The 25,664-nt window shown below is 71.8% G+C and carries 26 protein-coding genes and 2 pseudogenes; 13 read left to right on the top strand and 15 right to left on the bottom strand.

Annotation, left to right across the window (positions count from 1 at the left end; translation table 11 throughout):
• Window positions 1-9 precede the first annotated feature (9 nt).
• Window positions 10-891: an AAC(3) family N-acetyltransferase gene (locus OHB41_RS48940; RefSeq protein ID WP_266708749.1), complete on the top strand. Its 882-nt coding sequence runs from the start codon at window positions 10-12 to the stop codon at window positions 889-891.
• 165 nt (window positions 892-1,056) lie between these two features.
• Here the strand turns inward: OHB41_RS48940 and OHB41_RS48935 are convergent, their stop codons facing one another.
• Window positions 1,057-1,380, bottom strand: coding sequence for an acyl carrier protein (locus tag OHB41_RS48935; RefSeq protein ID WP_266708747.1), 324 nt, complete (start codon window positions 1,378-1,380; stop codon window positions 1,057-1,059).
• Window positions 1,381-1,619: 239 nt separating this feature from the next.
• On the bottom strand, window positions 1,620-2,237 hold the full coding sequence (locus tag OHB41_RS48930) for a hypothetical protein (RefSeq protein ID WP_266708745.1): 618 nt from the start codon (window positions 2,235-2,237) through the stop codon (window positions 1,620-1,622).
• A gap of 383 nt (window positions 2,238-2,620) precedes the next feature.
• On the opposite strand from OHB41_RS48930, the gene OHB41_RS48925 reads away from it, so the two are divergent.
• The 6 genes from OHB41_RS48925 to OHB41_RS48900 all read left to right on the top strand — a co-directional run bounded on the left by OHB41_RS48925 (window position 2,621) and on the right by OHB41_RS48900 (window position 10,546).
• Window positions 2,621-3,949 carry an aminotransferase class V-fold PLP-dependent enzyme gene (locus OHB41_RS48925; protein WP_266708743.1) on the top strand — a complete coding sequence of 443 codons (1,329 nt, stop codon included), beginning with the start codon at window positions 2,621-2,623 and terminating at the stop codon, window positions 3,947-3,949.
• Window positions 3,950-3,979: 30 nt separating this feature from the next.
• Window positions 3,980-4,969, top strand: coding sequence for a LysR family transcriptional regulator (locus OHB41_RS48920; RefSeq protein WP_266708741.1), 990 nt, complete (start codon window positions 3,980-3,982; stop codon window positions 4,967-4,969).
• A gap of 228 nt (window positions 4,970-5,197) precedes the next feature.
• On the top strand, window positions 5,198-6,478 hold the full coding sequence (locus tag OHB41_RS48915; RefSeq protein ID WP_266708739.1) for a serine hydrolase domain-containing protein: 1,281 nt from the start codon (window positions 5,198-5,200) through the stop codon (window positions 6,476-6,478).
• Between the two features lie 271 nt (window positions 6,479-6,749).
• On the top strand, window positions 6,750-7,637 hold the full coding sequence (locus OHB41_RS48910; RefSeq protein ID WP_266708858.1) for a DMT family transporter: 888 nt from the start codon (window positions 6,750-6,752) through the stop codon (window positions 7,635-7,637).
• 103 nt (window positions 7,638-7,740) lie between these two features.
• Entirely contained in the window at window positions 7,741-9,645 is a 1,905-nt protein-coding gene (locus OHB41_RS48905; RefSeq protein WP_526025119.1) for a glycoside hydrolase family 15 protein, read from the top strand.
• 364 nt (window positions 9,646-10,009) lie between these two features.
• On the top strand, window positions 10,010-10,546 hold the full coding sequence (locus tag OHB41_RS48900) for a hypothetical protein (protein ID WP_266708737.1): 537 nt from the start codon (window positions 10,010-10,012) through the stop codon (window positions 10,544-10,546).
• A gap of 24 nt (window positions 10,547-10,570) precedes the next feature.
• Here the strand turns inward: OHB41_RS48900 and OHB41_RS48895 are convergent, their stop codons facing one another.
• Together OHB41_RS48895 and OHB41_RS48890 are read right to left on the bottom strand one after the other, a co-directional pair.
• Window positions 10,571-11,392 carry a maleylpyruvate isomerase family mycothiol-dependent enzyme gene (locus tag OHB41_RS48895; RefSeq protein WP_266708735.1) on the bottom strand — a complete coding sequence of 274 codons (822 nt, stop codon included), beginning with the start codon at window positions 11,390-11,392 and terminating at the stop codon, window positions 10,571-10,573.
• Window positions 11,393-11,534: 142 nt separating this feature from the next.
• Window positions 11,535-12,020, bottom strand: coding sequence for a hypothetical protein (locus tag OHB41_RS48890; protein WP_266708733.1), 486 nt, complete (start codon window positions 12,018-12,020; stop codon window positions 11,535-11,537).
• Window positions 12,021-12,282: 262 nt separating this feature from the next.
• On the opposite strand from OHB41_RS48890, the gene OHB41_RS48885 reads away from it, so the two are divergent.
• Window positions 12,283-12,798, top strand: coding sequence for a DUF5990 family protein (locus OHB41_RS48885; RefSeq protein ID WP_266708731.1), 516 nt, complete (start codon window positions 12,283-12,285; stop codon window positions 12,796-12,798).
• 125 nt (window positions 12,799-12,923) lie between these two features.
• On the opposite strand, the gene OHB41_RS48880 is transcribed toward OHB41_RS48885, so the two are convergent.
• The 3 genes and pseudogenes from OHB41_RS48880 to OHB41_RS48870 form a co-directional block, all read right to left on the bottom strand.
• Window positions 12,924-13,661 (bottom strand): hypothetical protein, encoded by a 738-nt coding sequence (locus OHB41_RS48880; RefSeq protein ID WP_266708729.1) that lies wholly within the window; start codon window positions 13,659-13,661, stop codon window positions 12,924-12,926.
• Between the two features lie 464 nt (window positions 13,662-14,125).
• Window positions 14,126-14,371, bottom strand: a complete 246-nt coding sequence (locus tag OHB41_RS48875; RefSeq protein ID WP_266708727.1) for a methylmalonyl-CoA mutase family protein — start codon at window positions 14,369-14,371, stop codon at window positions 14,126-14,128.
• A gap of 44 nt (window positions 14,372-14,415) precedes the next feature.
• Window positions 14,416-14,640, bottom strand: a pseudogene (locus OHB41_RS48870) (methylmalonyl-CoA mutase family protein); the annotation flags it as partial.
• A 447-nt stretch (window positions 14,641-15,087) separates the two neighbouring features.
• Between OHB41_RS48870 and OHB41_RS48865 the strand changes: the two are divergent.
• Window positions 15,088-15,765 carry a LysR substrate-binding domain-containing protein gene (locus OHB41_RS48865; protein ID WP_266708725.1) on the top strand — a complete coding sequence of 226 codons (678 nt, stop codon included), beginning with the start codon at window positions 15,088-15,090 and terminating at the stop codon, window positions 15,763-15,765.
• Between the two features lie 64 nt (window positions 15,766-15,829).
• Here OHB41_RS48865 and OHB41_RS48860 read toward each other — a convergent pair whose 3' ends face one another.
• Together OHB41_RS48860 and OHB41_RS48855 are read right to left on the bottom strand one after the other, a co-directional pair.
• Window positions 15,830-16,570 (bottom strand): class I SAM-dependent DNA methyltransferase, encoded by a 741-nt coding sequence (locus tag OHB41_RS48860; RefSeq protein WP_266708723.1) that lies wholly within the window; start codon window positions 16,568-16,570, stop codon window positions 15,830-15,832.
• A gap of 106 nt (window positions 16,571-16,676) precedes the next feature.
• Complete coding sequence (locus tag OHB41_RS48855) at window positions 16,677-17,408, bottom strand: SDR family oxidoreductase (RefSeq protein ID WP_266708721.1); 732 nt, start codon at window positions 17,406-17,408, stop codon at window positions 16,677-16,679.
• A 159-nt stretch (window positions 17,409-17,567) separates the two neighbouring features.
• Here OHB41_RS48855 and OHB41_RS48850 point away from each other — a divergent pair, with 159 nt between their 5' ends.
• Window positions 17,568-18,044 (top strand): RrF2 family transcriptional regulator, encoded by a 477-nt coding sequence (locus OHB41_RS48850; RefSeq protein ID WP_266708854.1) that lies wholly within the window; start codon window positions 17,568-17,570, stop codon window positions 18,042-18,044.
• 474 nt (window positions 18,045-18,518) lie between these two features.
• Here OHB41_RS48850 and OHB41_RS48845 read toward each other — a convergent pair whose 3' ends face one another.
• Window positions 18,519-19,913: a DEAD/DEAH box helicase gene (locus OHB41_RS48845; protein ID WP_266708719.1), complete on the bottom strand. Its 1,395-nt coding sequence runs from the start codon at window positions 19,911-19,913 to the stop codon at window positions 18,519-18,521.
• Between the two features lie 91 nt (window positions 19,914-20,004).
• Window positions 20,005-21,108, bottom strand: a complete 1,104-nt coding sequence (locus tag OHB41_RS48840) for an 8-oxoguanine DNA glycosylase OGG fold protein (protein WP_266708717.1) — start codon at window positions 21,106-21,108, stop codon at window positions 20,005-20,007.
• Window positions 21,109-21,147: 39 nt separating this feature from the next.
• On the opposite strand from OHB41_RS48840, the gene OHB41_RS48835 reads away from it, so the two are divergent.
• Window positions 21,148-21,453 carry a YrhB domain-containing protein gene (locus tag OHB41_RS48835; protein ID WP_266708715.1) on the top strand — a complete coding sequence of 102 codons (306 nt, stop codon included), beginning with the start codon at window positions 21,148-21,150 and terminating at the stop codon, window positions 21,451-21,453.
• 74 nt (window positions 21,454-21,527) lie between these two features.
• On the opposite strand, the gene OHB41_RS48830 is transcribed toward OHB41_RS48835, so the two are convergent.
• The gene (locus OHB41_RS48830; RefSeq protein WP_266708713.1) at window positions 21,528-21,884 is read right to left on the bottom strand and encodes a hypothetical protein; all 357 of its coding nucleotides are present in this window, start codon (window positions 21,882-21,884) and stop codon (window positions 21,528-21,530) included.
• A gap of 138 nt (window positions 21,885-22,022) precedes the next feature.
• Window positions 22,023-22,241, bottom strand: a complete 219-nt coding sequence (locus OHB41_RS48825) for a GNAT family N-acetyltransferase (protein ID WP_526025118.1) — start codon at window positions 22,239-22,241, stop codon at window positions 22,023-22,025.
• Window positions 22,242-22,553: 312 nt separating this feature from the next.
• Between OHB41_RS48825 and OHB41_RS48820 the strand changes: the two genes are divergently transcribed.
• Both OHB41_RS48820 and OHB41_RS48815 read left to right on the top strand, forming a co-directional pair.
• Window positions 22,554-23,351 carry a hypothetical protein gene (locus OHB41_RS48820; RefSeq protein WP_266708711.1) on the top strand — a complete coding sequence of 266 codons (798 nt, stop codon included), beginning with the start codon at window positions 22,554-22,556 and terminating at the stop codon, window positions 23,349-23,351.
• Window positions 23,352-23,358: 7 nt separating this feature from the next.
• A pseudogene (locus tag OHB41_RS48815) lies at window positions 23,359-23,799 on the top strand (transposase); the annotation flags it as partial.
• A 386-nt stretch (window positions 23,800-24,185) separates the two neighbouring features.
• Here the strand turns inward: OHB41_RS48815 and OHB41_RS48810 are convergent.
• Together OHB41_RS48810 and OHB41_RS48805 are read right to left on the bottom strand one after the other, a co-directional pair.
• The gene (locus OHB41_RS48810) at window positions 24,186-25,073 is read right to left on the bottom strand and encodes an IS3 family transposase (protein WP_266708709.1); all 888 of its coding nucleotides are present in this window, start codon (window positions 25,071-25,073) and stop codon (window positions 24,186-24,188) included.
• Window positions 25,070-25,369: a transposase gene (locus OHB41_RS48805; RefSeq protein ID WP_266708707.1), complete on the bottom strand. Its 300-nt coding sequence runs from the start codon at window positions 25,367-25,369 to the stop codon at window positions 25,070-25,072. The genes OHB41_RS48810 and OHB41_RS48805 overlap by 4 nt, the downstream gene beginning before the upstream one ends.
• Window positions 25,370-25,664: the final 295 nt, after the last annotated feature.

The following is a 25,664-nucleotide window of genomic DNA, read 5'->3' as shown; positions in this document are numbered from 1 at the left end:
GAGGCACGGATGCTGCACCCCGCCGCCGATGCCCGCACCCCCGGCCCCTACAGCGGCCGCGAACTGGCCCGGGACCTGCGGGCCCTGGGCGTCGAGCGCGGTGACGTCGTCATGGTCCACACCTCGCTGAGCGCCCTGGGCTGGACGGTGGGCGGTCCCGTCGCCCTCCTGCGGGCCCTGCGGGAGACCGTCGGGGCGTCGGGAACCCTCGTGGTGCCCGCCTTCACCACCTACCTGACCGACCCGGCGACCTGGGTCCAGCGGCCCGTGCCCCCCACGTGGTGGCCCCACATCAGGGCGTCCCTGCCCCCGTTCGACCCGGACGTGCACCCCGTCCAGCCACGCCTCGGCCGCTTCCCGGAATTCGTACGGACCCTGCCCGGCGCCCACCGCTCCACGCACCCGCTCTACTCGCTGGCCGCCTCCGGCCCCGCCGCCCCCGCCCTGCTCGCCGCTCACCCGCTGCCCTACGGCCTGGGCGCGCGCAGCCCGCTGACCGCGCTGGGCGGTGCGGCCGCGAAGGTCCTGCTGATCGGGGTGGGCTGGGACAAGTGCACCGTCCTGCACCTGGCCGAACACCTCACCCCCTATCCGGGGCGCCGCGTCCACCGCATGCGGGTGCCCCGCGCGGGACACGAGGGAGCCACCGTCTGGCAAGGCAGCGACCAACTCGTCATGTACGAGGGTGACTACGCGCGCATCGGCGACCGGGCCGCCCGCGCCGGTCTGGTCCGGGAGGGCCCCCTGGCCGCCACCCGCGCCCTGTTGTGCCCGGTCGCCGAACTCGTGGACCTGGCCTGCGGCTGGCTGGAGCGGCACCGCGACCTGAGCGCCTGGGGTGTGGCACCGAACATGACCGGCGTACGGGAGGCCCCCGCCACGGCCCTGTGACCCGCGGGGGCCTTGTTCCCGGCTGTTCCCGGCTGTTCCCGGCACCGTCACCGGCGCCGGGGTGCTGTCGAGGGGGGAAGCGCTGTCGAAGGGGTCGCCGCACGTGTCCTCGGGAGTGTCCGGGGGAGTGGTGCTGCGGCCGGCGCCGGGCGTGTTTGGCAGCGGTCAGGCGACGGCCCAGGGACCCAGGTCACGTGTACGCCGGCCGGCTGCCGAGGGCCGGCTCTCGTCCCAGGCCGGCTGCAGCGCGGCGGAGAGGATGCCCCACAGCTGACCGACGGTCAGGGTGTGCACGGGGATGACGACCTGGCCGGCCAGGCTGACCCGGAACGCCGACTCCAGTGCGCCGACGATGCCGATGAGTGCCATCGAGTCCAGCCCGTAGGCCTCCATCGGAACGTCGGCCGCGGGCTCCTTGTCCTTGCCGAGCCCCGGCAGGCCCTGGCGCAGTACGTCCTCGAATTTCGCGTTCCACGGTACGTGGGCCATCGGGCGACTTCCTTCCGGACACGGGAGAGGGGGAGCGGTGCTCCGAGCAGCACCGTGCCGGATCCCGCTCGAGCCGCCGTGGACGCCTGCTCAGGCCGGCCGCCGCGATCGGCCGGCACACGACCGAAGCCCCCGCCACGGCACTGCCGGCGGGGGCCTCAAGATTCGGTTGGCTCGGCGGGGCCCGGTGGGTGAGCGGATCGCAGCGGGCCTGTGGTCGGTGAGGGCATCCCTGCCCGTCAGACGGCCGCGACGGTGACCGTCTTGGGCCAGCCGATGTTGGTGTCGTCGGCCGCGGCGGTGACCGTCTTGGGCCAGCCGATGTCGTCCGTGGCGGCGATGGCGGTGACCGTCTTGGGCCAGCCGATGTTGGTGTCGTCGGCCGCGGCGGTGACCGTCTTGGGCCAGCCGATGTCGTCCGTGGCGGCGATGGCGGTGACCGTCTTGGGCCAGCCGATGTTGGTGTCGTCGGCCGCGGCGGTGACCGTCTTGGGCCAGCCGATGTCGTCCGTGGCGGCGATGGCGGTGACCGTCTTGGGCCAGCCGATGTTGGTGTCGTCGGCCGCGACGGTGACCGTCTTGGGCCAGCCGATGTCGTCCGTGGCGGCGATGGCGGTGGTCGCCTTGGGCCAGCCGATGTCGCCCGTGGCGGTGGTGTAGGTCGCCTTGGGCCAGCCGATGTTGGTGTCGTCGGCGTAGGTGACGGCGGCGGCCGGCCACCCGATGGCGGAGGAGACCGTGGTGCCCGCCGACTGGGGCCGGCCGATGCTCTGCGCGGCGCTGCTGACGCCGCCGGTGGTGAGGACGGCGGAGGCGACGGCGGCGGTGGTGACGGCGATGCGGGCGAGGTTCTTCATGACGGCTCCTCCGTGGCAATGAGGCGAATCTGGGTTGGTAATTTCTTGCCAAGAAGCTTGGCAACGCGAACTCGGGATCCGCTCGGCATTCGCTGGAGATGAGCTGGAGACCCACGAGAGACGGGGAACTGCCTGCGCGGATGCCTGGCAAAGTTTGTCAACGGCCCTACTTCCGGGCCCGGTCGGCCCCGGTTCCGAGGGGGTGAACAGCGCTTTCGCGGCCCTTTCGCTAGAGCGCCGCCGGAGTCGGCGTTGCCACCGCGACCCCTCGCTAGGCAACATATTGCCAAGCATGTTGGCAATGCTTGCTCGTGGCGGGTCGCGCACAGCGGCCCCCGCGTCCTGGCAGCCGATGGCCCCGACAGCGGGGGGAGGCCCCGGAAATGAACGCGACGCCGTCATCCACGGATCAGAAGGACCGAAGGGACTACGCGCCCACGAGCGACCGCACGGACCGGAGTGACCGGAGTGACCGGAGTGACCGCACGGACCGCAGCAGCCGGGACGACCGGAACGCGGCGGGCGGCCCGGGCGGCCGGACGGTCCATCTGGACACGGCAGGCTGGGGCCGTATGCCCGCCGCCGTACGCGCACTCGTCGCCGACTGCGCGGCCCGTGAGGACCGTTACGGGCCGCACGAACTCGAGGAACACCTCGAACACGTCCTGCGCACCGAGATCCACGACCGTCTCGGCGCCCTGCTCGGCGTCCCGGCCGCCGACACCGCCGTCGTCACGGACGCGGCCACCGCCTTCGACGCGCTGGTCCGCCGACTCGGCCCCGGCCGCGGCGACCGGATCTGGACGACCCCCTACGAGGGGGTGGCCAACCTGACGGCCCTGTACGCCCTGCGCGACCGCACCCGCTGCCGGCTCGAGGTCGTCCCGCTGCGCGAGGACGGAGACCTGGACCTGGAATGGATGGCCCGGCACATCGACGACGACGTCGCCCTCGTCTCGGTCGTCCACGTCCCCTCCGGCCGCGGCATCGTCAACCCGGTCGAGACCATCGGGCGGATCCTCGCCCCGCACCGGTGCCTGTACGCCGTCGACGCCTCCTACGCCGCCGGCCAGCTCCCCGTGGACGCCGCCCGCATCGGATGCCATCTGCTGACCGGCGACGGCTGGAGGTTCCTGCGCGGCCCCCACGACGTCGGATTCGCCTACCTGGCACCCCGGTTGCGGGACACGTTCGAGGAGGCCGCCGCGCACCGCCCCCCGCCGCAGAACGCGGCCGTCGCGGGCCTCAACGCCGCCCTGGCCCACCACGCGGCGACCCTCACCGGGCCCGCCGGACACGACGGGCTGCGGCTGCTGCCCGCCCTGCGTGCCGCCGTCGAGGAGACACCCGGCACCGAACTGATCACGCCCGGCCTGGTCCAGTCCGGCATCCTCGCCTTCCGCCACCGGGAGCTGCCCGCCGCGCTCGTGCGCCGTCAACTCGCGGCCCGCGGCGTCGCCTTGTGGAAGACGGTCGCGCAGGAGATCCCGCTCCTGGACCACCCCGCGGGCACCGCCCTGCGCGCATCCCTCCACCACGGCACCACCCCCGACGACATCACCCGCTTCGGCCACGCCCTGCAGGCCGTCGTCCGCGAGGAACGCCCGCACCCCGCCGGCCCCCACCCGGCCGCCCGCGGCACCGCCCCCGCTCCGGCACCCGGCCCCCGCCCGCCCACTCGCCGCCACCTGACCCTGTGCCCCACGCCCTGACCCCGCAACGCCCGTGGTGAGAATGGGGGCGTGCGTCATGACATCAACCCCAGGCTGCTGCGCGCCTTCGTGGCCGTCGCCGAGGAGCTGCACTTCACCCGGGCCGCCGCCCGGCTGTTCGTCGCGCAGCAGGCACTCAGCCGGGACATCCGGCACCTGGAACGGGTGTGGGGCAGGGCCTTGTTCGAGCGGGACACCCGGCATGTGGCCCTGACCTGCGAGGGGCAGCGGCTGCTGCCCGTCGTGCGGCATGTTCTGGCCGCCCAGGAACAGCTGGGCCGGGAACTGGAGCAGACCCCGGCCGAGGGGAACGCCCGCCCTTTGATCGTCGACGTCGCGCTCCACGGCTCCACCGGGCCACGCGTCCTGGCAGCGGCCAGGGAGGCGGCTCCCGGCCTGGAGTTCGTCTCCCGGTTCCACAGTGGCCTGACGCGGGCGGCGGCCGAGATGGCGGACGGCCGGCTCGACGTCTCCTTCGGCCGCGTCGCCGGGCTGCCGGCGGCTGTCCGTGCCGGTCTGGAACACCGGCTGATCCGCTATGACCGACTGGCGGTGCACCTGCCCCCGGAGCACCGGCTGGCCGCCCTGCCGCGGGTGCCGCTGGCCGCGCTGGCCGGCGAAACCGTGTACGCCGCCGCGGGCAACGAGGACACCACCGAATGGACGGACTACGCGCGGGCCCTGTTCGCGGGCCGCGGTGTCGACCTGGCACCGCCCTTCCCGAAGATCGAGGGCGAGGTCGAGTTCCGGCGGGTCATGCGCAAGCAGGGCTGGTCGGTGCTGGCCAACGTCGACTTCGCGGACGTTCCGGAGATGGCCCTGCGTCCCCTGACCGACCCGGTGCCTCTTTCGCCCGTCTCCCTGGTCTGGCGCCGCGGCCTTCGCCACCCGGGAGTGAGAGCTCTGGCCGACGCCGCTCAAGCCCTCGGCTCGGCCGAGAACTGGCTCGAACGGCCGCCGGACTCCTGGCTCCCCGACGCCGACCGCACCCTCGCCGCGCAGCCCTCACCCGGCTTCTGAACCACACCGCCACGTCCGCGGCCGAACGCGCCGCGTCCTGGTTGCCGGTGCCGCCCGACAGGCGACGGCCCCCCCGGCCCTCCTATCCTTGAGGAGGACAGGACCCCAAGCCCCGTGTCCCGCGGCACCTCTGCGCACCGCGGCCCGTCGCGTGGCCCCCGCCCGCGACGACCGCGGGCCCGGTCCTCCTGTGCCCGGCCCCGGTCCTCATGTGCTTGGAGTCAGCCCATGACGCACTCGTGCACCCGACCGCGCAGGGGAGTTGTCACCGCCGCCGTGGTGGGAGCGCTCATGGCGGCGGCCGCGGGCGGCACCGCCTCCGGCGCGACCGCGGTCGCCTCCGTCCCCGCCGCCGCCACGACCGCCGACGCCACGCACGCCACCGAGCCCCCGTCGCCGTCCGGTACGGCGACGGGCGGCGTCCGCACCCTCACGCCGGCCGTGACCGGCCAACTCGACACGGCCGTGCGGCAGGTCATGCGCGAGGCCGGCGTGCCCGGGGTGACCGTGGGGCTGTGGACGCACGATCAGGGCACCTACGTACGGTCGTTCGGTGTCGCCGACAAGAGCGACGGGCGCGGGATGACACCGGACCTGTACATGCGGATCGGCAGCGAGACCAAGACCTTCACCGTGACGGCGCTGCTCAAGCTGGTCGACGAGGGCAGGGTGGGTCTGGACGACCCGATCGGCGGATACGTCGACGGCGTGCCCGGCGGGGACAGGATCACGCTGCGCGAGCTCGCCGGGATGCGCAGCGGCCTGTTCAACTACACCGAGGACCCGGCCTTCTTCAAGGCCCTCACATCCGACCCGCAACGGCCTTTCACCCCAGGGCAGTTGCTCGACTACGCCTTCAGGCACCCGGCGCTGTTCCCGCCGGGTCGGAAGTTCTCGTACTGCAACACCAACCTCATCCTGCTCGGGCTGGTCGTGGAGAAGGCCGGCGGCATGCCGGCCGGGGACTACATCCGCAGAAACGTCCTCGCGCCGGCCGGCATGGACCACACGCTCTTCCCGGCCGACGCGGCCTTCCCGGGCCCGCACGCCCAGGGCTACACCGACCAGACCGCGAGCGGCGCGGTCGAGGAGACCGCCGACTGGAACCCCTCCTGGGCCTGGACGGCCGGCGCGATGATCTCGGACCTGGACGACCTGCACACCTGGGCCCGTACGGTCGCCACGGGCGTCCTGCCCGACGGCACGGCCCTGATCGGTCCCGCCACGCAGAAGCAGCGGCTGGCCACGCTTCCCACCACGATCCCGGGCGCCGGGTACGGCCTGGGCATCTTCGACGTCCAGGGCTGGATCGGCCACAACGGCTCCCTGCCGGGCTACGAGTCACTGACCGTCCACCTGCCGTCGGCGCAGGCCACCCTGGTCGTGCTCCTGAACACCGACATCAGCCACGACGGCGCCGAGCCCAGCACGCTCTTCGGCGAGGCGGTCACGAGGATCGTCTCACCGGGACACGTCTTCGACCTGCCCGCGCAGCCCGCGGCGCGCTGACCGCGCACGCCACCACCACCGGCACCGGCCCGCGGCGGTGCCCCACGCCCCTGGGGGCTGCCGCCCCCAGACACGCGCATCGGCCTGGACGGCCTCGTCCTCAAACGCCGGACGGGCTGGAGACGCGAGCCCGCGCTGAGCGGTCCCGTACCGTCCAGGGAGCGGACACCGCGCCGTCGCGGGAGCATGGGCATGACCGGCCCCCACGCCGGGCCACATCCGGCAGACACGGGAGCGCCGGGACACAGCGAGGAGGGACAGGCCGGTGGGCATGGTGGTCTCCGTCGTCTTCGCCCTGCTGGCCGCCGCCAGCAACGCGACCGCCACCGTCCTCCAGCGCCGTGCCGCACAGGACGTCCCCCTGTCCGAAGGCTTCCGCGCCCGCCTGTTCGTCGACCTGCTGCACCGGCCGGCCTGGCTCGGCGGGATGGCCGCGGTCATGGCGGCGGCCTGCTTCCAGGCGCTGGCCCTGGTCAACGGCGCCCTGGCCGTCGTACAGCCGATCTTCGTCCTGGAACTTCCCTTCGCCCTGCTGATCGGCGGCCTGGTGCTGCGCCGGCGGGTGACCCGGCGCGGCTGGACGGCCGTGGTGTGCATCGCCGCCGGGCTGGGCGTCGCACTGGCCGCGGCGGCACCCTCGGCCGGCACCGACCATGCCGCCGCGGGCGGCTGGGCCGTCGCCATCATCTGCTGTGTGGGCGTCATGGCGGCCGCCGTCCGGATCGCGCTGCGCCTGCCCGCCGGACGCGCCCGCGCGGCCTGCTTCGGCAGCGCCGCGGCCATCGGCTACGCGCTCACCGCGGCCCTGATCAAGGACGCCACCCACGCCTGGCAGACGGGCGGTGTCACCGGCTTCTTCCTCGCCTGGCAGACCTACGCCTTCGCCGCCGCCGGGGTCTGCGCACTGTTCCTGCTGCAGAACGCCGTCCAGTCCGGCCCCCTGGTCGCCTCCCAGCCCGCCCTCACCCTCGGCGACGCCCTGGTCAGTCTCGCCCTGGGCGTCACCCTGTACGCGGAGGAGGTGCGCACCGGCTGGTGGCTGGTCCCCGAGATCGCCGGGGTCGGCCTGATCCTGTACGGAGCGGTCCAGCTGGCCCGGATCCCGCTCGCCCAGACCCTGGTCGCCGCACCGCCCGCCCGCCACCGCGGCCGGACCTGATCCCGCCCCGGGCGGCCCGCCCGCTTCCCAAGCCCAGGTGCCGGGGACTGGTTAGCCTGGAGTGGCAAGGGGGTGGCCAGGCCGACAGCCCGAGGAGGCTGACGTGGCTGAAGCGACGACCGACACCGGAGCGCCAGAGGGGCTTCGCCGCGACCCCGGTGCCCCCGGCCCCCGCGGCCCCGGCCCCCGTGGCGCCGACACACCCGCCTACCTGCCGATCGCCGAACACGGCCTGATCGGCGACCTGCGCAGCGCGGCCCTGGTCGGCACGAACGGCACCATCGACTGGTACTGCTGCGCACGCTTCGACGCGCCCAGCGTCTTCGCCTCGATCCTCGACGCGGAGCGGGGCGGGTGCTTCGAACTGACCGCGGACGTTCCCGCGCGCACGAAGCAGTTCTACTTCCCCGACACCAACGTGCTCATCACCCGCTTCTTCGCGGAGGACGGGGTCGGCGAGATCCAGGATTTCATGCCGGTCGTCGACGACTCCCGCGAGGCCGACCGGCACCGCCTGATCCGCCGCGTGATGTGCGTGCGCGGAATGCTTCCCTTCCGTGCGCGCGTCGCTCCCCGCTTCGAGTACGGTTCCGTGCCGCACACCGTGCACGTGCACGACGGCCAGGCGGTCTTCGAGTCGGCCTCCCTCCATCTCGCGCTGACTTCCACGGTGCCCATCGAGGTCGCGGGCCCGGACGTGTGGTCGCTGTTCAAACTCCACGAGGGCGAGTCCGCCGTCTTCACCATCGACCGGATCGGCGGCGAGGTGGCACCGCGTTTCTGCGCCGTGGCCGAGGCGGAGAGGGAGTTCAACGCGACCGTGCGCTACTGGCGGCACTGGCTGTCCCAGTCGCGCTACCGCGGCCGCTGGCGGGAGATGGTGCACCGCTCCGCCCTCACCCTGAAGCTGCTCACCTACGCGCCGACCGGCGCCATCATCGCCGCGCCGACCACCAGCCTGCCCGAGCAGATAGGCGGCGAACGCAACTGGGACTACCGCTACGTGTGGGTCCGTGACGCCGCGTTCTGTGTCTACGCGCTGCTCAGGCTCGGATTCATCGACGAGGCCGAGGCCTTCATGGGCTTCCTCACCGAGAATGTCGGGCTCGAATCGGCCCGGGCGTCCCAGACCGAGGGGCCCCTGCAGATCATGTACGGCATCGACGGCCGCCTCGACCTGCCCGAGCGTGAACTGCCCCATCTCGAGGGCTACCGCGGATCGGCCCCCGTACGCGTCGGCAACGGCGCCGTCAACCAGCTGCAACTGGACATCTACGGGGCACTGCTCGACTCGTTCTACCTCTACGACAAGTGGGGCAAGCCCATCTCCAGCGGGCACTGGGACAGCATCTGCGAGCTCGTCGACTGGGTGTGCGACCACTGGGACCAGCCCGACGAGGGGGTGTGGGAGACCCGCGGCGGACGCAAGCCGTTCCTGTACTCGCGGCTGATGTGCTGGGTCGCGATCGAACGGGCGATGCGGCTGGCCCAGCACCGCGGCCTGCCCTCCGACATGGTCCGCTGGGGCATGGTACGGGACGCGATCTACCGGCGGATCATGAGCCACGGCTGGTCCGCCGAACGCCACGCCTTCGTCCAGTACGAGAACAGCTCCATCCTCGACGCGTCGCTGCTGATGATGCCGCTGGCGAAGTTCATCTCCCCGACCGACCCGAAGTGGCTCGCCACCCTGGACGCGCTGGGGGAGGACCTGGTGTCCGACTCACTGGTCTACCGCTACGACCCGCAGGCCAGCCCCGACGGCCTCCAGGGCGAGGAGGGCACGTTCTCGATCTGCTCGTTCTGGTACGTCGAGGCCCTCACCCGCGCGGGCCGGCTGGACGAGGCCCGGCTCGCGTTCGAGAAGATGCTCACCTACGCCAACCACCTCGGCCTGTACGCGGAGGAGATCGGCCACACGGGCGAGCAGCAGGGGAACTTCCCCCAGGCGTTCACCCACCTCGCCCTGATCAGCGCGGCCTTCAACCTCGACCGCAGACTCGGCTAGAAGGATCGTTTCCCCCGCCCGCGGGACCGCCACACCCCCTCCCGCCGTACGCGGACGGTGACACACGCCCGGGGATCTCTCCCCCCGCCGAGGGCGTGAACGAGGGGATATGGGCCGCATGTCGCCGGCCCTTTCGATTACTGAGAGTCATATACGGTGACGGGCGTCGCGCCGCCGGACACCCCCGAGGACGGCAGGGCGGCGGACAACCTCACACCCCCTTCTGTGACCTACGCCCTGTCGCCGTCACCACGGCCGCCCTTACGTTTGACTGCCCACGCGCCCGCCCCCTCCGGCGCCACGAGGCCCGCGACCTGCTCGGTCGGGCACGGGCCACGGCGGGCACATGCGAAGGACGGTCACCATGCCCAGCGAACTCTCACCCGTCATCAGCGCCTCCGCGCGCTGGCTGCTGTCGGCGTTCCCGCCGGCGGCCGGTTCGTTGAACCATGCCCTCGCCGAGGCCCAGGCGCAGCACGCGGTCACCATCGCCGCCGCGCTGCGCTACCCCACCCCGCTGGACGCCGAACTGCTCAGCCTGCTCGGCCCCGGAGGCTCGGGCCGGCTGGACTACGTGACCGGCGCCGACGTGCACGCGCCGACCGGAGCCGAATACCTCTGGCGCACCTGGGTCGACGAGACCGTCGTCAGCTGGGCGGCCTGTCTGCTGGCCGACGCCGATCTCGCCGCCGTGGCGACGGCCTGCCTGGCCGCCACCCACCACGGCACCGACGGCATCGGCAGCGCACGCAGGCTCACCGTCCCCAGCCCCCGAGACCACCGGGCGGCACCCCTGCTGCGTCACCCGGATCTCCTCGACCCGATCGCCGACCTCCACCGCGCGACCCTGCTCGTCCTGCTGGACACCACCCCGGCGGCCGGCGCACCCGGCCGGAGGTGACCGCCCCCGCCGCCGTCACCGCGGTCAGGGTGCTGTGAACAGGCCCGGGAAGCGGGGAGCGAGCCAAGGCCTGCGGCCCCAGACGGTGATGCCGCCCCGCCCGACGGCGCTCCACTGGCCACGGCGGCCGAGCGCCATCAGCAGGAAGGTGACCGGCTCGGTCAGGATGGTGCAGTCCGGCCGGGCCGGTGGCTGCGGGTCGACCTGTACGACACCGTCGGTCACCGTCACGCCGAACCGGGCACCGCCCCGCAGCCGGATGGTGTAGCGCGCGTCCAGTCCGGCCGCACGGGCGGCGTCGGTCACCCGCGGCATGGCCGTGAGCAGGAACGGCACGGTCAGCCCGACCCGGGCACGGTCGATCATGTGCGGACGGCCCAGCGCGCGGGCGAGGTCGTATCCGTGACCCAGCATGTGGGTCAGCAGGTAGGACCCGAGCACGTCCGCACCCATCGGGCCCAGCGGGGTGACGAGGGTTCCCCGTGCGGCACCCGCGTCCCACGCCCTCAGATATGCCTCGGCCTGCGCCTCGATCATCACGGCCAGCGGCTTCGCCCTGCGCTCGCCGAACGCGGCGAGGGCCTGCTCGTTGGCCGCGGCGAGGCTCTGCGGCGTCCCGTCCCCGTAGCCGCGTACCTGCCCTGCCGCGAGCTGCGCCATCAGTTCGTTGGCCAGCGCCAGATGCGCCGCCGCCTCCCCGACGTTCCACCGCGAGCCGGGTACCGGCAGAGCCATGTCCGTGTCCCGGCGCAGCAGCGCGGCGATCTCCTGGGCGGTTTCGCGGATGGCCGCGCCCAGCCCCTCGGGCAGAGCACCCCGTACGTCCTGCCCGGCCACTGACTCCACGCCGCTCCACCTCGAGGTCCCGCGTCCGCGCCGGACGCGGGACGGCCCGGCGAGCCGGCAGGCGAACGCCTTGCCGGTCAACCGGGGTACAGAAGACCAGGTGAAGCGGCCCGCGACAAGACCCTGGGCGCGGCCGCGCGGATCAGTTCCACAGGGGGTAGGCGACCGTCTGCCCGTACCCGGCCGGCTTGCTGTCGGTGTAGACGAGCCGCAACCGGGTGTACTGCGAGGACTCGGGGTTCTTCTTCCATGCCTGCGGGCGGTCGAGCCGTACGGTGACGGGGTATTTGCGGAAGGTCCCCGCGGCACAGTACGGCTTGCAGTCGTTCACCACGTTGACGCCGCTGGCCACCGCGGAGTTGGCGTCCCAGCGCGACCACTGCAACGAGATGAGACGGCTGTTGCCGTCACCGCAGGCGAGCACGAAGTCCCCGGGTTCCACCTGCGGATGCCAGAAGCAGTCGACGATGACGGGCTGCGTCGGCACCGAGGGCTGCATCGACTCCTGCGCGAGGGTGTGCGCGGACCGCGGCGACGTCACAGGAGCGGCATCCGCCGTTCCCACGACAGTGGCGAGCGATACCGCGGCACAGAACGTGACTGCCGCCCTGACGGTGAGTTTTCGCATGTCCGCTCCCGGCCGCGTTCTCCTTGGACTCACTGGCCCCCACGTCCGTCCGGCCCGCCCACCGGGCCCCGCCTGCACGGCGGGCGCCGACCGGCTGCCTTCCCACGCGGAGGATGCCTCCTCCCACGACGCTACGACCCAGCCGGGAGATCCACCACTCGCACGCAGCAGCAGCACTTGTGGAACAGTCCGCCCCGCCCTCCGGGCCCCCGCCACGGCACCGCGAGGCGCCCGCCACGGCCACGACGGGATGATGGCCGGCATGCGCATCCGTATCGACGCCGTCGACCTGCCCGGCCGCACCTGTCCGGCCCCCGCCGACGCCGCCTTCCCCGAGTACCGCGACATCCATGTCGCCGTGCAACGCCGTGACCGTCCCGCCGAACTCCTCGACCCACAGCCCGGCGACGCCGAGTCCGCGACATGGACCCTGCCGTGCACGGCGGTCGCCTCGCCGGCCGGAACCGACGTCAAAGGCCCCTACGTACAGGACCGCCTGGGCCGCCGGTTCGTCTACCTGTCCTGGGGCACCGTCGACGAGTCGGGCGTCTTCACGATGTTCCGCCGCGCCAAGCTGATGCTCGACGCCGTGCCCCCGGAGGTGCTCGACGCCGCCGCGCGCGAAGGCCTCCTCGTCGGACACCTCGGCCTCACCGACGCGCACGGCAACCCCTTGTGCGCACGTGTCGAACCTCCGCACATCACCTGGACCGCCGGCCCTGCCCAACCCGTCGGGCGGAAAGAGCACATGAGGGGCCCCGGCGCCACGTCCACCTGAGGGCGCCGCCGCGGCGAAGGGCACCGGACCGCTCATGAGGGTGAGCGTCGATGTGTGCGCACGGACATGAAGGTGTTCTTCGGCGCGGACCGGGCCGCGCGGGTACGGCTGCGCATGCCTTCGCGTCAGTCGGTGACCGGGGCCTTCTGCTCCGGCGCTGCCTGCTTCGCGGAGTCGCCGGCCGTACCGGTCCCGGCCGCCGTGTAGTACACCGACGTGCCCTGCTTGCTGCGCTGGGCGCGTCCCTTGGCGACCAGTCCCTCCACCGTGGTGCGCACGACCGTGGCCTTGATGCCGCGCTCGGGGTGGGTCTCGGAGAGCGTGGAGGTGATCTCCGCGGCGGAACGTGGCTCGGACTGCCGGCTCAGGTGGTCGTGGATGAGCTCGACCAGGGTGGGCTTCCCCGCGGCCTCCGGCGCCTTCCTCGCGGCCTCCGGCGCCTTCCTCGCGGCCTCCGGCGCCCTCCCCGCGGCCTCCGGCGCCTTCGCGGCGGCCTTCGTCCCCGCGCTCCTGGGCGTCGTCCGGGCGGCCTTGGCAGGCTTGGCGGCAGCGGCCTTCTTCTGCTGCTTGGCGGCCTTGGGCCCGGACTTGGGTTCGGCGGAAGCCTGCCGCGGCACCGAGGGCACCGTCGCGGCGGGCTCGGCCGCCTTCGCGCCGGCCGCGGCGGGGGACTCGTCACCCAGCGTCCGCCGCAGGTTGACCAACAGGGCCTGATCGCGCCGCAGTGCCTGCAGCAGCTCCTGGAGGGCCACCACCTCGGCGCCGATACGTTCCTGTTCCTTGGTGTTGCGCTCAAGGTCCGCGGTGAGCTGGGCCGCGTACTGCGACTGGAGTTCGGTGGTCTCCGACTGGACTTGGGACATGACAGTTCCTTCTTCCGGGATGTCTGAATCGGTCCTGAGGGCGGATGGTACCTGCATCATCTGGCCATGATCCTGTGCGTGTTCGGGCTCTCGCGCACTGACCGACTCCCAAGGATGCCGTGCTCGGCGCCCACATGACATCGAGGAAGGCCACATGTGAGTGGCACCACCAGCCCACATCGAGGGTGTCTCATTCCCCTCATCAGCACGGGACATCCCCGGGGAGACCAACCCCGCGCGGACCATGGCCGATACCGGCCGCAGCGATGTGCGGCAGGCGCACACACCAACTCCCCTCCGGACCGGGGCCGCTGAGATCGGCCACGTCGTAGGAGGCACAGTCCCAGACAACGGGGTGCGGCATCGGGGAGAACAGCGGAACTCACCCGAACGGCATCCCGTCCGTGGACGCTCTCGTTGATGGGGACCGGTCGCCGGCGCCCACCACCCGCCCGGCCCGCCCACTACGCGGCGGGCTGAAAACCAGCGCCCCACACCTGCCGCAATGTGTCGCAGACCTCACCCACCGTGGCACCGGAAGCCAGTGCCCGCTTCATCGGGTGGAGGACGTTGTCACTGCCCTCCGCCGCCTTGCGTACCGCGATGAGCGCGTCGTCGACCCGGTCGGCGCACCGCCACGCGCGCAGTTTGGCCAGCCGCTCGGTCTGCCGCTGTTCGGCGACGGGGTCGAGACGGGCCGCCTCGTACAACCCGTCCCCGTCGAGGCGGCGGCGCGGTGGTGGTGGTGGTGGTGGGCGACGCGCTCGATCTCGTCCTTCTGGAAACCACGACCGAGGGCGGCGACCGCGCCACCCAGCTCCTCCACCCGCAGCATCAGCTCCAGCGCCGCGGACTCCAGGGCATCGACCGTCCCCGCGGCGGCCCGACTGCCCCCGAACGGGCGCACGGTGGGAGCGGACCCGTACAGCCGGCCGCCGAGCACCGCGGCCAGACCCCGCACCGCCCGACGCACCGGCATACGCGACCCGGGGCCGCGCGCACCGAACTGCTCACCCAGCACCCGCGACCAGACACGCCGCGCCGCACGCAGGGTGGCGAGCTCCTCCAGGAGCGTGCCGGCACCGCGGCCGGGGAGCGCCGGCCGCGCCCCGCATCACCCCGCCGCGCGGGTCACCGCCACCCGGGGCCCCCGGCCACCTGCCCGGCCGGAGCCGTCGTGGCCGGACCGAGCACCCCCGGCGGCCGGCTGACGCCGCGTCCGGTACTCCGCCCGGCGGGCCACGGACACACGCTCACCGCCGTACGCACCGCGCCGAGATCCGGCGTACGGCGCCCCGCAGCACCCCCCCGGTGCCCTCACCGCACCCCATGGTGCCCTCACCCGCACCCCCGGGTGCCCCCACCGCACCTCCTGGGCGCACCCCCAGCCCTCCCCATCAACGCCGCCTCACCGAGGAGCTCTGACATGGTCCACCTGACCGACCCCGAGCCGACCACCCGCGGCCTCGGTACCACCGACGCCCCCGCGATCCGCTTCGGCATACACGTGACACCGGACCTCGCCAAGGGCGTCATCGCCCGCACCGGCGCACGCATCGAGGACTTCGTCCTGGTCCCGTCCAGCGTCCGCGAGTCGTTCACACAGCTGCGCACCCGCCGGGTCGACGTGATGCTGGTGAAGTACAGCCCGCACGAGAATGACATCGCGGTGGGCCCGCCGGTCGGCTTCGACGCCCGCGCCGTGCTCGTCGGCACGGACCACCCGCTCGCCTGCCGGGACACGGTGTCGGTAGAGGAAGCCGCCTCCTACGACGCCTTCGACCGGCCGCAGGGCTTCCCGGAGTCCGTTTGGGACCTGATCGTGCCCCCGCACACCCCCGCCGGGACACCGATCCGCCGCGTCCACACCCTCACCACCCAGGACGCGCTGACCCGCACCCTGACCACCACGCGGGCCCTGCACTTCTCCTTCCGCTCGGTCGAGGCGGGCCTGTCACCGCGGATCAGGGCCGTCCCGGTGAGCGACCTGCCCAGCGCGCCGATCGCCCTGGCCTGGCTCAACGGCGCCGTCCTGCCGGCCCACGTACGCGCCTTCATCCGTGCCGCCCAGGCCGGCGCCACGTGGCTGCCGCAGGCGACCTGAGACCGGCCCCGTACGGCCGGCCCCGTACGGCCGGCCCCGTGCGGCCGGCCCCGTGCGGCCGGGGTCAGCCGGCGGGTTTCTCCCAGACCGAGACGTGCCGGGTGCTCTCGCCGGTGAACGGGGCCCGTGTCCAGTCCTCCCACCGGTCGCGCAGCCGCAGTCCGGCGAGGCGGGCCATCAGGTCCAGCTCGGCCGGCCACACGTACCGGAACGGGAGGGACCAGTGCTCCGCGCGGCCGTCGGTGATCGTGACGTAGTGCGAACTCATCGCCTGGGTGGCGACGTCGAAGGTGTCGAACGCCCAGCGGGTCGAACTGATGTGGAACGGCACGGCGTTCTGTCCCGGCGGCAGCCGGCGCAGGTCAGGCACCCCCACCTCGACCACGAAGCGGCCGCCGGGGTCGAGATGGGCGGCCGCGTTGCGGAAGCAGTCCACCTGGGCGTCCTGCGTCGTCAGGTTGTTGATCGTGTTGAAGACGAGGTACGCGACCGCGAACGTGCCCGGCACCTCCGTCGTCGCGAAGTCGCCGATCGTCACCCCGACGGCGTCGCCTCCCGGCTTCGCGTGCAGCCGGGCGACCATGGCCCGGGACATGTCGATCCCGTGCACCGGGACTCCGCGGCGGGCCAGCGGCAGCGCGATCCGGCCGGTGCCGACGCCGAACTCGAGCGCCCGGCCGCCGCCGGCGAGCTCGGCCAGCAGGTCGACCGCCGGATCGACCGCGCGCGGCTGGAACATGTCCGCGGCCGAGTCGTCGTAGCCGGCCGCGATGGATTCTCCGAAGTAGCCGTCGTCATCGAGCATTTGGGGACCGTACCGCCCGCGGGCCGGCCGGCGCGCGCCGTTTTCCCGCGGACGGGGGCCTTGGGGAAGGTCCACCCGAGCAGCCCCTGGCGGGGGCCTGCGGGGTCTACTTCAGCCAGTCGGTGTAGCGGGTGGGGGCGATGCGGGCGCCCTCCTTGGTGGTGAGGACGTCGCCCTTCGGGACGGCGAACATGCCGGCGGTGTCGTCGACGGTGACCGAGCGCTTGTCGCCCCTGGCGGCGAGGGTGATGCGGCCGATCTCGTCCAGCGGGTAGGTGTCGGGTCCGCCGAGGTCGAGGGTGCCGTCGAGGGGGGATCCGGCCGCCACGTCGGCGACGGTGGCCGCGACGTCGGCCGCGGCGACGGGCTGGAGGGGGGTGCGGGGCAGGCGGACGGTGTCGTCGTCGGCGGTCCAGGACAGGGTGGCGTCCATGAACTCCATGAACTGGGTGGCGCGGACGATGGAGTAGGGGAGGGGGCCGGCCTTGAGGAGGTCCTCCTGGAGGGTCTTGGCGCGGTAGTAGTCGAGCTCGGGGACCTGGTCGACGCCGACGATGGACAGGATGACGAAGTGCCCGGTGCCCGCCCGCTGGGCCGCCGCCAGGAGGTTGTCCATCGACGTCTGGAAGAACGCGGGGGAGGCGTCGTCGAAGGTCGGGGAGTTGGTCAGGTTGACGACCACCTCGGCGCCTTCCAGCGCCGCGTCCAGGCCCTTGCCGGTGAGGACGTCGACGCCGGTGGACAGCGAGTGCGGGACCGCCTCGTGCCCGGCCTCGTTCAGGTCCCGTACGACCTGCGATCCGATGAGTCCGGTTCCGCCGATGACCGCGATCTTCATGACCCGTCCTGCCCTTCTTTGATGGCTTATGTCCGCTATATAGCCAAAGAGACGCGTACGCACTCCACGTCTCTTACTCGGACATTCGATGTCCGGGATACTACTCGGACACTTGATATCCGAGTCAAGGGGAGGGTGGATTAGAGTGAAGCCGTGAAGATGTCGGGCGGGGTCGAATGGGCACTGCACTGCTGCGTCGTGCTGACCTCGGTGGAGGAACCGGTACCGGCCGCACGGCTGGCACAACTGCACGACGTCTCGCCCAGCTACCTCGCCAAACAGCTCCAGGCCCTCTCCCGCGCCGACCTCGTCCGGTCGGTCCAGGGCAAGGCGGGCGGCTACGTCCTCACCCGTTCCCCCGCACAGATCACGGTCCTCGACGTCGTCGAGGCCGTCGACGGGCCCGGCCCGGCCTTCGTCTGCACCGAGATCCGCCAGCGCGGCCCGCTGGCCGCCCCGCCCGAGTCCTGCCCCGCCCCCTGCGCCATCAGCCGCGCCATGGCCGACGCCGAGACCGCCTGGCGCAACGCCCTGCGATCCGTCTCCGTCGCCGACCTGGCCCGCAACGTCAGCTCCGACTCCGGCCCCGGCGCACTGAAGACCATCGGCACCTGGCTGACCACGGCCGAGGGATAGAACCGCCGCGCCCGCGACCCACACCCGCGGCTTACGCGCGCATCCGCCCCCTGCGATCTACGCCCGCGGCATACCGTCCGTCCGCCGTGCCGCTCGTCGTGCCGTCCGTCCGCCATACCGGCGTCCGGCGCCCGCGGCCCGTGGTTCGCGTCCGTGATCCGTGCTCACGGCCCACGTTCGCCCACCGCGTCCGCACCCGGCGTTCGCGGTCCGGCTCCGCGACCCGCGTCCGCGGCCTGCGCCGGCCCGCCGCGTCCGTGGTCCGCGTCGGCGCGCCCGCCGCCCGCGATCTGGGTCGCCCACCGCATCCGACACCGCATCCGTGGCCGGCCTCCCTGGCCCGGCGCCGGACCTGGCGCCCGCGACCGTGTCCGTGACGCGCGTCCGACAAGGACCGTTTTTGCCGGTCCGCCGGCCGCGTACGTGCCACAGCCGCCCCCGCAGCGCCGGGTAGAGCCCGGCAGGGCCCCGGTGTCAGCGCCCCTTGCGCGTCCGGGCCGCCGCGCGGGCCTCCGCGACCTTGCGCGCCTCGGCGGCCTTCCGGGACTCCTTGGCCGGACGGCCCGGACGCGTACCGAGGCCGGCGAAGGGGACATGGCCGCCGCCCTTCACCCCGGCCGGCGGCCGCTTCGCCCCGGTGATGGCGGTCAGCGCTTCCTCCCCGGAGCGCACCTGCGTGACCGTCGGCCGGATACCGGCCTCGGACATCACCCGGTTCACCTCGCGCCGCTCGCCATGGGTGACGAGGGTGACCACCTTCCCGGACTCCCCGGCGCGCGCCGTACGCCCGCCCCGGTGCAGGTAATCCTTGGCGTCGGCCGGCGGATCGACGTTGACGACCAGGTCGAGCGCGTCGATGTGAATGCCCCGCGCCGCGACGTTGGTGGCCACCAGCACGGTGACCTCACCGGCCTTGAACTGGGCGAGCGTGTGCGTCCGCTGCGGCTGCGACTTCCCGCTGTGCAGGGCGGCGGCCCGTACGCCGCTTGCCCGCAGATGGCGGGTGAACTGGTCCACGGCCGCCTTCGTGTCCAGGAACATCAGCACCCGGCCGTCCCGCGCCGCGATCTCGGTCGCCGTCGCGTACTTGTCGGCGCCGTGCACGTTCAGCACGTGATGTTCCATCGTGGCGACCGAGCCGGCCACCTGGTCGACCGAGACGACGACCGGGTCGTGCAGGTAACCCCGTACCAGCTGGTCGACGTTGCGATCGAGCGTGGCGGAGAACAGCAGCCGCTGACCATCACCGCGGACCTGGTCCAGGATCTCCGAGACCTGCGGCAGGAACCCCAGGTCACACATCTGGTCCGCCTCGTCCAGCACCGTGATCCGCACCTGGCCCAGATGACAGTCCCGCCGCGACACCAGGTCGGCCAGCCGTCCCGGCGTCGCGACGACCACCTCGACACCGGTGCGCAGCAGCGCCGACTGCCGGTTGATCGACAGACCGCCCACCACCGTCGCCAGCCGCACGTTCAACGTCCGCGCGTACGGCGCCAGCGCATCGCTCACCTGCTGCGCGAGCTCCCGGGTCGGCACCAGAACCAGGGCCAGCGGCCGCTTCGACTCCGCCCGCAGACCCGCCGTCCGCACGAGCAGCGCGAGCCCGAAAGCCAGCGTCTTGCCCGAACCGGTCCGGGCCCGGCCCAGGACGTCGCGGCCGGCCAGCGCGTTGGGCAGAGTCGCCGCCTGGATCGGGAAGGGCTCCGTCACCCCCAGGCCGCTCATCGTCCCCACCAGCTCCGCGGGCAGCCCGAGCGCGTCGAAGGACGCGGCCGGCGGCAGACCGCCGGAGACCGCCTGCGGCACCGCCGCCGACCGGTGCTCGCCGGCACGGGAGAGTCCGGCAACGGGCGGCTTCGCGTTCATGGGGAACCTTCCTCGATACGACGCCCGAAACGCGCCGGGGTCCGTACCCCTTTCGGTACGGACCCCGGCGACATCGAAGCGTGCCCCCATTTTACCAGCGGCACCCCGCCCGCCCGCCGCCCCGACCGGGCCGCAGAGGCACCGCGCGTTCCGCAGGTGGACGCAGGGACCATCTCGCGCGCGGGGAGCAAGGCTTCGATCGCTCCAGCCTCGTCCAGTACGCGGGATCATCCCCGCATGCGCGGAGAGCAGGTGAAGCAGGTCGCCATGAAACGGGCGGACAGGCCAGACGCTCCAAAGACCGACTCACGCGGGGCCGGACCGGCAGGTGCCGTTGGTGGCCGCCGTTAGTCGGATGCCATCCAGGCGGTGTCGAACAGCGCGCATTCGAGCAGGTCGGAGTCCCACTGGCCGGCCAGCTGTCATATACGGCCAACTGGCTGGCTGCGGCGTGCATGAAGGTGAGGTAGACCCCGTAGCGGTGGGCCGACCAGTTCCCGTCCGACCACACCCAGGCGGCGACCGAGCCGTCCACGTCGTGGCCGCTCTCGCGGCCGACGGCAGCGGCCATCCACCGCAGACGTCTGGAGAGTACGCGGTCGAGGATGAGGGGCCGCAGGCCGCGGGCAGGCGGCAGTGCGACGCCGGTGAAGTAGAGAAACTTGGTGAAGAAGGACGGCCCGAGACCGGGAACCCGCCGGTGGAGTGCGGCGTACGCCTGTGGTGCGCCGTGCGCGCGCAGTGCGGTGACCGCGGCGGCCAGCACCGCGTCCAGCCGGTCGAAGGCCAGGATCTTGTGCAGGGTCGCCGGTCCGCTGCCGCCCGGAGTGCCGCGCTTGCCCTTGCCCCACACATACGTCGCGACCAGCGCCTCCCTGAAGGCATCACGCCGCAGCGCGTCGGCGACGGCCGAGGCCACCTCCGCCCGACTCACCATGGCATCACCGCCGGTACCGGTGAAGGCCAGCGCTGATGGCCACGGAGTGATCTGCGCCCACCGGCTGGGCGTGTAGCGGACCGTGTGCGCGCCGGGTGTCCCGTCCGCACAAGCCGACGTGTTCACCTCCCACCAGCGGCCCAGCCTCCGCACAACGGGACCGGGCAGCAGGCGTGCGGCCATCTCGCGGTCCACCGCGTCGGCACGGTCCTGGCGACCCTGGCCATCCTGTTCGTTCTGTCCGTCCTGTTCGTTCACGAGCCGCTCCCTGCCTGACGTGCCGCCGGCCATGGGGAAGTGGCCTTCTTCGAGCCGACGGACCGGAGACGGATGATGGAGCAGGACGAGGCCCTGCAGGTCGCGGTGGCGTTTCTCGCGCGCAGCCAGCGCGATGACGAGCCGCCTCTCGCCATCGGCGCAGAGCGGGTACGGGAGAGCGACGGGCTCCTGATCGTGCCCTACAACTCCGTGCAGTACCTCGCCTCTCGTAATGCGAGAGAGCAGCTGTTGGGCTGCCGGCCCATCCTCGTCGACCTTGAACGCGGAGACGTGCGATTCGGGACCCTGGGCGAGCGACATCTATGGAAGAACCCGAGCACCTGAGGGGGCTGCGGCTGTCCACAACCGCAGTTACGGGACAGCCCCTAGGAAAGCACCGAAACACGCGCGAGATCACCTCAGTCCTGTGCGTCACCCTCCTCGAAATGCAGCGCCAGCGCGCGCAGGATGTCAGCAGTCGACACATCCGCTGCGCCGTCGTCGTGCGCCTCGGCGAGCGTGACGAACGCCAGGGCGAATGCGGCTGCCATCTGCTCGATGGCCGGTGACCACTCGCGCTTGACGGCCATGGTCACGTCGCGGACGGTCGCGTCGGGAGCGAACGCCAGCTTCGGCATCAGCTCCGTCAGGAGCGACGAGATCATCCCGGATACCGGTTCGTCGCCCTGCTCCTGGCCTTCGCGGACCAGTCGCCGTCTCTCGAGGGCTTCCGTCAGTACGGCAACGACTCCCTGCATTACCTCGCGGTGCTCCATGCGCGGCAGCCTACGACTCCAGTGCGAAGCCACGATTCAGATGGCGCGTGGGCTGTTCGTGTGCAGAGGTGAGCGCTTCGGCCCTCCCAGGACCACGAGTGCAGCCCCTGCCACGGAACCAAGGGTCCCGACCGACTTTCACTGCCCGCGCGGCCCGAAGGCTTCCGCCTGGAGGATGACGCCGAGCGACGCCAGACCCTCTGCCGCGCACAGCCAGTCCGAGGCGCCCCCGACCGTGGTCTGGAGGATCTGGTAGGCCGCACCGTGTTCGTGTCCCCACTGCATAGCCGCGCGCCACAGGGCCCGCCCGTATCCGCGGCCGCGGTACTGCGGGAGCACGCCGAAGTACTGCGGCACGAGGCGAACGATCCCGGCGCCCTCGACCCTTTCGCCGGGGTTTGGTGCCGACCTTGTGGTGGGGCCCAAGCGGCCCAAGCACGGCGGCGAGTTCGTCTTCGGCGACCCGGCCACGTGGGGCACCAGGCTGCCCCGGTGGACTGGACCGAGGGCCGGCAGGTACGGCACAGGCATCAGATGCTCGATCCAATCCCAGTGAAAGCGCATGCCCGCTCGCTACGCGCGCACGACGGCCAACCCTGGGGTCCAGGGGGCAACATCCGAGGTCATGGCCGTACCATCCCCCTCACAGATGCGATCCAGGGGTGGGCAGTGAAGGACGTCGTCATACGAAGATGGGCCGTCGGCGCCGCGGGCATGGTCCTGGGCCTCGGAGCGGTCGGCTGCGGTGCCGAGAAGGACGGGGGCTCCACCGCGGACCACGCCCCGGGCGCGGAGATCGCCGCGCGAACGGCTTCCGCCGCGACGCCGACGCCGAAAAGCCCGACACAGCGCCCCCTGACACAGGGTCAGCTCGGACGGGCGGTGGTCGACGAGCGGGACCTGCCGGCGTGGACCGTCAGCAGGCTGGGCGCCGGCACGGACGGCTTCGGCGACGGCACCGTCCGTGCCCTGCACGAGGAGGCCGCACATCCCGTGTCCTGCGCGCCGGTCGGCTCCGCCGTGGCGGGCGGCGCCAGCAGGTACGCGCCGCTCGGCAGCGTGACGCGCATGGCCCAGAGCAAGGAGAGAGCGTCCACCATGGAACTCGTGTCCTATCGCGCGGCCGACGCTGGGCGGGTGATGGACGAACTGCGGTCGGCCCTGGCGACCTGCACTGCCTACACGATGAAGTGGCCGACGGATACGACCTTCGAGGACGTGCGTCGCACCGGCGATCCGCATCAGGGTGACGAGGGGGTGTCGTTCCAACTCGACGTCGTTTCATCGTCTCCCGCCGTGGACGGCGATCCCGTCAGGACACTCCAGAGTTTCCAGGTCATCCGCTCGGGTTCCACCGTGGCAGTCTTCTCTGCGTTCAACACCCGGGCCCATCGGATCGAGGAGGTTCCCACCGCCCTCGTGACCGCCCAGATGAAGGTCCTGGAAACCGGCGGCCACCGGCCGTAGCGCCGGGTCCCGCCCAATCTTCGCCCAGCCCACCGCCGACGCGGTCCGCACTCAGCTCGACACCGTCGCCGACATGCTCGGCAAGCAGTTCCCCAAGGTCAAGGCGATGCTGCTGGAGGCGAAGGACGACCTGACCGCCTTCGCGGCATTCCCCGAGCGACATTGGAAGAAGATCCAGTCCACCAACCCGCTGGAGCGGATCAACCGCGAGGTCATGCGCCGATCCGATGTCGTCCAGGTCTTCCCGAACGACGACGCCCTCCTGCGGCTCGTCACCGCCGTGCTCTTCGAGCTGCACGACGAATGGATCGCCTTCCCCCGCCGCTACCTGCCCGAGGGCAGCATGGACCAGCTCTACCCTGCGATCTCATCGTCATCCGGGTCGTCGGGGTCGGGGAACCCGACCAGCAGATCATCCAGGAGGGCGAGATTCCGCGGGTCAGGCTGAACAACGGTGTCATCGCCGTCTGCCAAGCTCTGGCAGACAAGAAGTGCCCGGTCGACCGTGATCGGCATCGGCTCGTGCCAGACATAGAGATCGAAGCTCATTGCAATACCACCTGCATGATTGGCCTTTCTTGAGGTGATCACCTTCGCGGGCTGGGGCCAGCCTGGCAAGACCCAAACCTCCGGCGAAGCACCGCTCCAGAGCCCCTCAACGGCCTGGTCACCGCTGTACGCAAGCCCACCGAGCTCCCGAATGAGCCCCCGCGCTACCCAACACCACCAACACAACGTCCCGTTGATCGGCTACACCACAAGAAGGGACACGACCAACGTGGCCGTGTTCGCTAGCCCATGTGAAGTTTCCCCGTGATCTCGGACACGTGATCGTTATGCTGCGAGGGTGTGCTGATGCCGCTGCCTGGTCTCGGCCGGGGTGAGGTAGCCGAAAGTCCGGTGCTTGCGCAGGCGGCGGCGGTTATAGAAGGTCTCGATGAAGGAGAAGACCTCGGCGCGAGCGGTGGCCCGGTCGGGCCAGGTACGGGTGCCGATCTCCTCCTTGAGCAGGGCCCAGAAGCTCTCCGCGGCAGCGTTGTCGAAACATGATCCTGTGCGCCCGCAGCTCTGCCGAAGCCCCAACTCCCGGATTCGGGCGCGGAATTGGGCCGATGTGTACTCGCTGCCGCGATCGCTGTGGATCACACAGTCGGGCTCCAGCCCGCCCCGGCCGTGGGCCATGTCGAGAGCGTCGATGACGAGTTCGGCGCGGTGATGGTCGGCCATGGCATAGCCGACGACCTCGCGGGTGGCCAGGTCCAGCCAGCAGGCGAGGTAGAGCCAGCCCTCGGCGGTGGACAGGTAGGTGATGTCGCCCACCAGCTTGGTCCCGGGGCGCTTGGCATGGAAATCGCGGCCGATCAGGTCCGGGGCCGGCATCGCCTTCTTGTCTGGCCGGGTCAGCGAACGCCGTCTGCGCCGGGTGACGCCCCGGATGTCGCGCTCACGCATCACGCGGGCGATGCGCTTGCGGTTCACCCGCCGGCCCAGGCGGCGCAGTTCGGCGTGGATGCGCGGGACACCGTAGGTGTGCCGGGAAGCGATGTGCACCACGGTGATCTCGTGCGCGAGCGCGTCGTCAGCCGCCTGGCGCTTGCAGCGGGCGGCCTCGCCCTCGTGCCAGGCGTAGTACGAGGAGCGGGCGACCTTCAGCACCCGGCACAGCAGGACGATCGGGTAGTTCGCCTTCTCCGCACGGATCAACCGGTACAACTCATTCACCGGTCGTTCTCCTTCACGAAGAAGGCCGTCGCTTTTTTCAGGATCTCGATCGTCTGCTGCTGTTCGCGGACCTCCTTGCGCAGCCGCTTGAGCTCCTCGCGCTCGGCGCTGGTCAGCTCACCGGACTCGCCCTCTCCCCGGTCCGCCTTCGCCCGGCGGTACCAGCCGCGCAGGGACTCGGAGCTGATGCCGAGTTCCCGGGCAACGGCGGTGACCGTTCTGCCTGAGGAATCGACGAGCGCGATCGCGTCCCGCTTGAACTCCTCGGTGTACCGCTTCGTGTACTTGCTTCCCACCTGGTGCTACTTCCTCTGGAACTTCAAGATCCCAGTCTCCAGGTGTCCACGATCAAGGGGAAGCTTCAATGTAAGGCCCACGGAACCATTCGCTAGAGCCCGGCGTCGTGTCTGGTACTCGTGATTCCTTAGGGGTGCACTGTGGAAGGTGATCCGCCGTGGTGGACCATCATCGTGATTTCAGCCGGAGCAACCGTGATCTTTGGAGCGATCCTTCTGTCTGTGATTGTCGCGGTTGCTTTCGGAGCGGGCTGGATGCGTGGGAGGTATCGCCGCTAAAGCTTGTCCCGTAACC

Origin of the sequence: Streptomyces sp. NBC_01571 (assembly GCF_026339875.1) — a bacterium.
Classification (GTDB): domain Bacteria; phylum Actinomycetota; class Actinomycetes; order Streptomycetales; family Streptomycetaceae; genus Streptomyces.
The sequence above is the reverse complement of the archived record's forward strand: the minus strand, read 5'-3'. Positions and strand labels throughout refer to the sequence as shown.

What these genes read in the sequence shown, in the direction of transcription:
- OHB41_RS48930 (WP_266708745.1), bottom strand. Translation starts at nt 2,237, where the DNA reads ATGAAGAACCTCGCCCGCATCGCCGTCACCACCGCCGCCGTCGCCTCC.
- OHB41_RS48880 (WP_266708729.1), bottom strand. Translation starts at nt 13,661, where the DNA reads ATGTCCCAAGTCCAGTCGGAGACCACCGAACTCCAGTCGCAGTACGCG.
- OHB41_RS48900 (WP_266708737.1), top strand. Translation starts at nt 10,010, where the DNA reads ATGCCCAGCGAACTCTCACCCGTCATCAGCGCCTCCGCGCGCTGGCTG.
- OHB41_RS48850 (WP_266708854.1), top strand. Translation starts at nt 17,568, where the DNA reads ATGTCGGGCGGGGTCGAATGGGCACTGCACTGCTGCGTCGTGCTGACC.
- OHB41_RS48940 (WP_266708749.1), top strand. Translation starts at nt 10, where the DNA reads ATGCTGCACCCCGCCGCCGATGCCCGCACCCCCGGCCCCTACAGCGGC.
- OHB41_RS48890 (WP_266708733.1), bottom strand. Translation starts at nt 12,020, where the DNA reads ATGCGAAAACTCACCGTCAGGGCGGCAGTCACGTTCTGTGCCGCGGTA.
- OHB41_RS48845 (WP_266708719.1), bottom strand. Translation starts at nt 19,913, where the DNA reads ATGAACGCGAAGCCGCCCGTTGCCGGACTCTCCCGTGCCGGCGAGCAC.
- OHB41_RS48830 (WP_266708713.1), bottom strand. Translation starts at nt 21,884, where the DNA reads ATGGAGCACCGCGAGGTAATGCAGGGAGTCGTTGCCGTACTGACGGAA.
- OHB41_RS48915 (WP_266708739.1), top strand. Translation starts at nt 5,198, where the DNA reads ATGACGCACTCGTGCACCCGACCGCGCAGGGGAGTTGTCACCGCCGCC.
- OHB41_RS48885 (WP_266708731.1), top strand. Translation starts at nt 12,283, where the DNA reads ATGCGCATCCGTATCGACGCCGTCGACCTGCCCGGCCGCACCTGTCCG.
- OHB41_RS48925 (WP_266708743.1), top strand. Translation starts at nt 2,621, where the DNA reads ATGAACGCGACGCCGTCATCCACGGATCAGAAGGACCGAAGGGACTAC.
- OHB41_RS48860 (WP_266708723.1), bottom strand. Translation starts at nt 16,570, where the DNA reads ATGCTCGATGACGACGGCTACTTCGGAGAATCCATCGCGGCCGGCTAC.
- OHB41_RS48865 (WP_266708725.1), top strand. Translation starts at nt 15,088, where the DNA reads ATGGTCCACCTGACCGACCCCGAGCCGACCACCCGCGGCCTCGGTACC.
- OHB41_RS48910 (WP_266708858.1), top strand. Translation starts at nt 6,750, where the DNA reads ATGGTGGTCTCCGTCGTCTTCGCCCTGCTGGCCGCCGCCAGCAACGCG.
- OHB41_RS48935 (WP_266708747.1), bottom strand. Translation starts at nt 1,380, where the DNA reads ATGGCCCACGTACCGTGGAACGCGAAATTCGAGGACGTACTGCGCCAG.
- OHB41_RS48855 (WP_266708721.1), bottom strand. Translation starts at nt 17,408, where the DNA reads ATGAAGATCGCGGTCATCGGCGGAACCGGACTCATCGGATCGCAGGTC.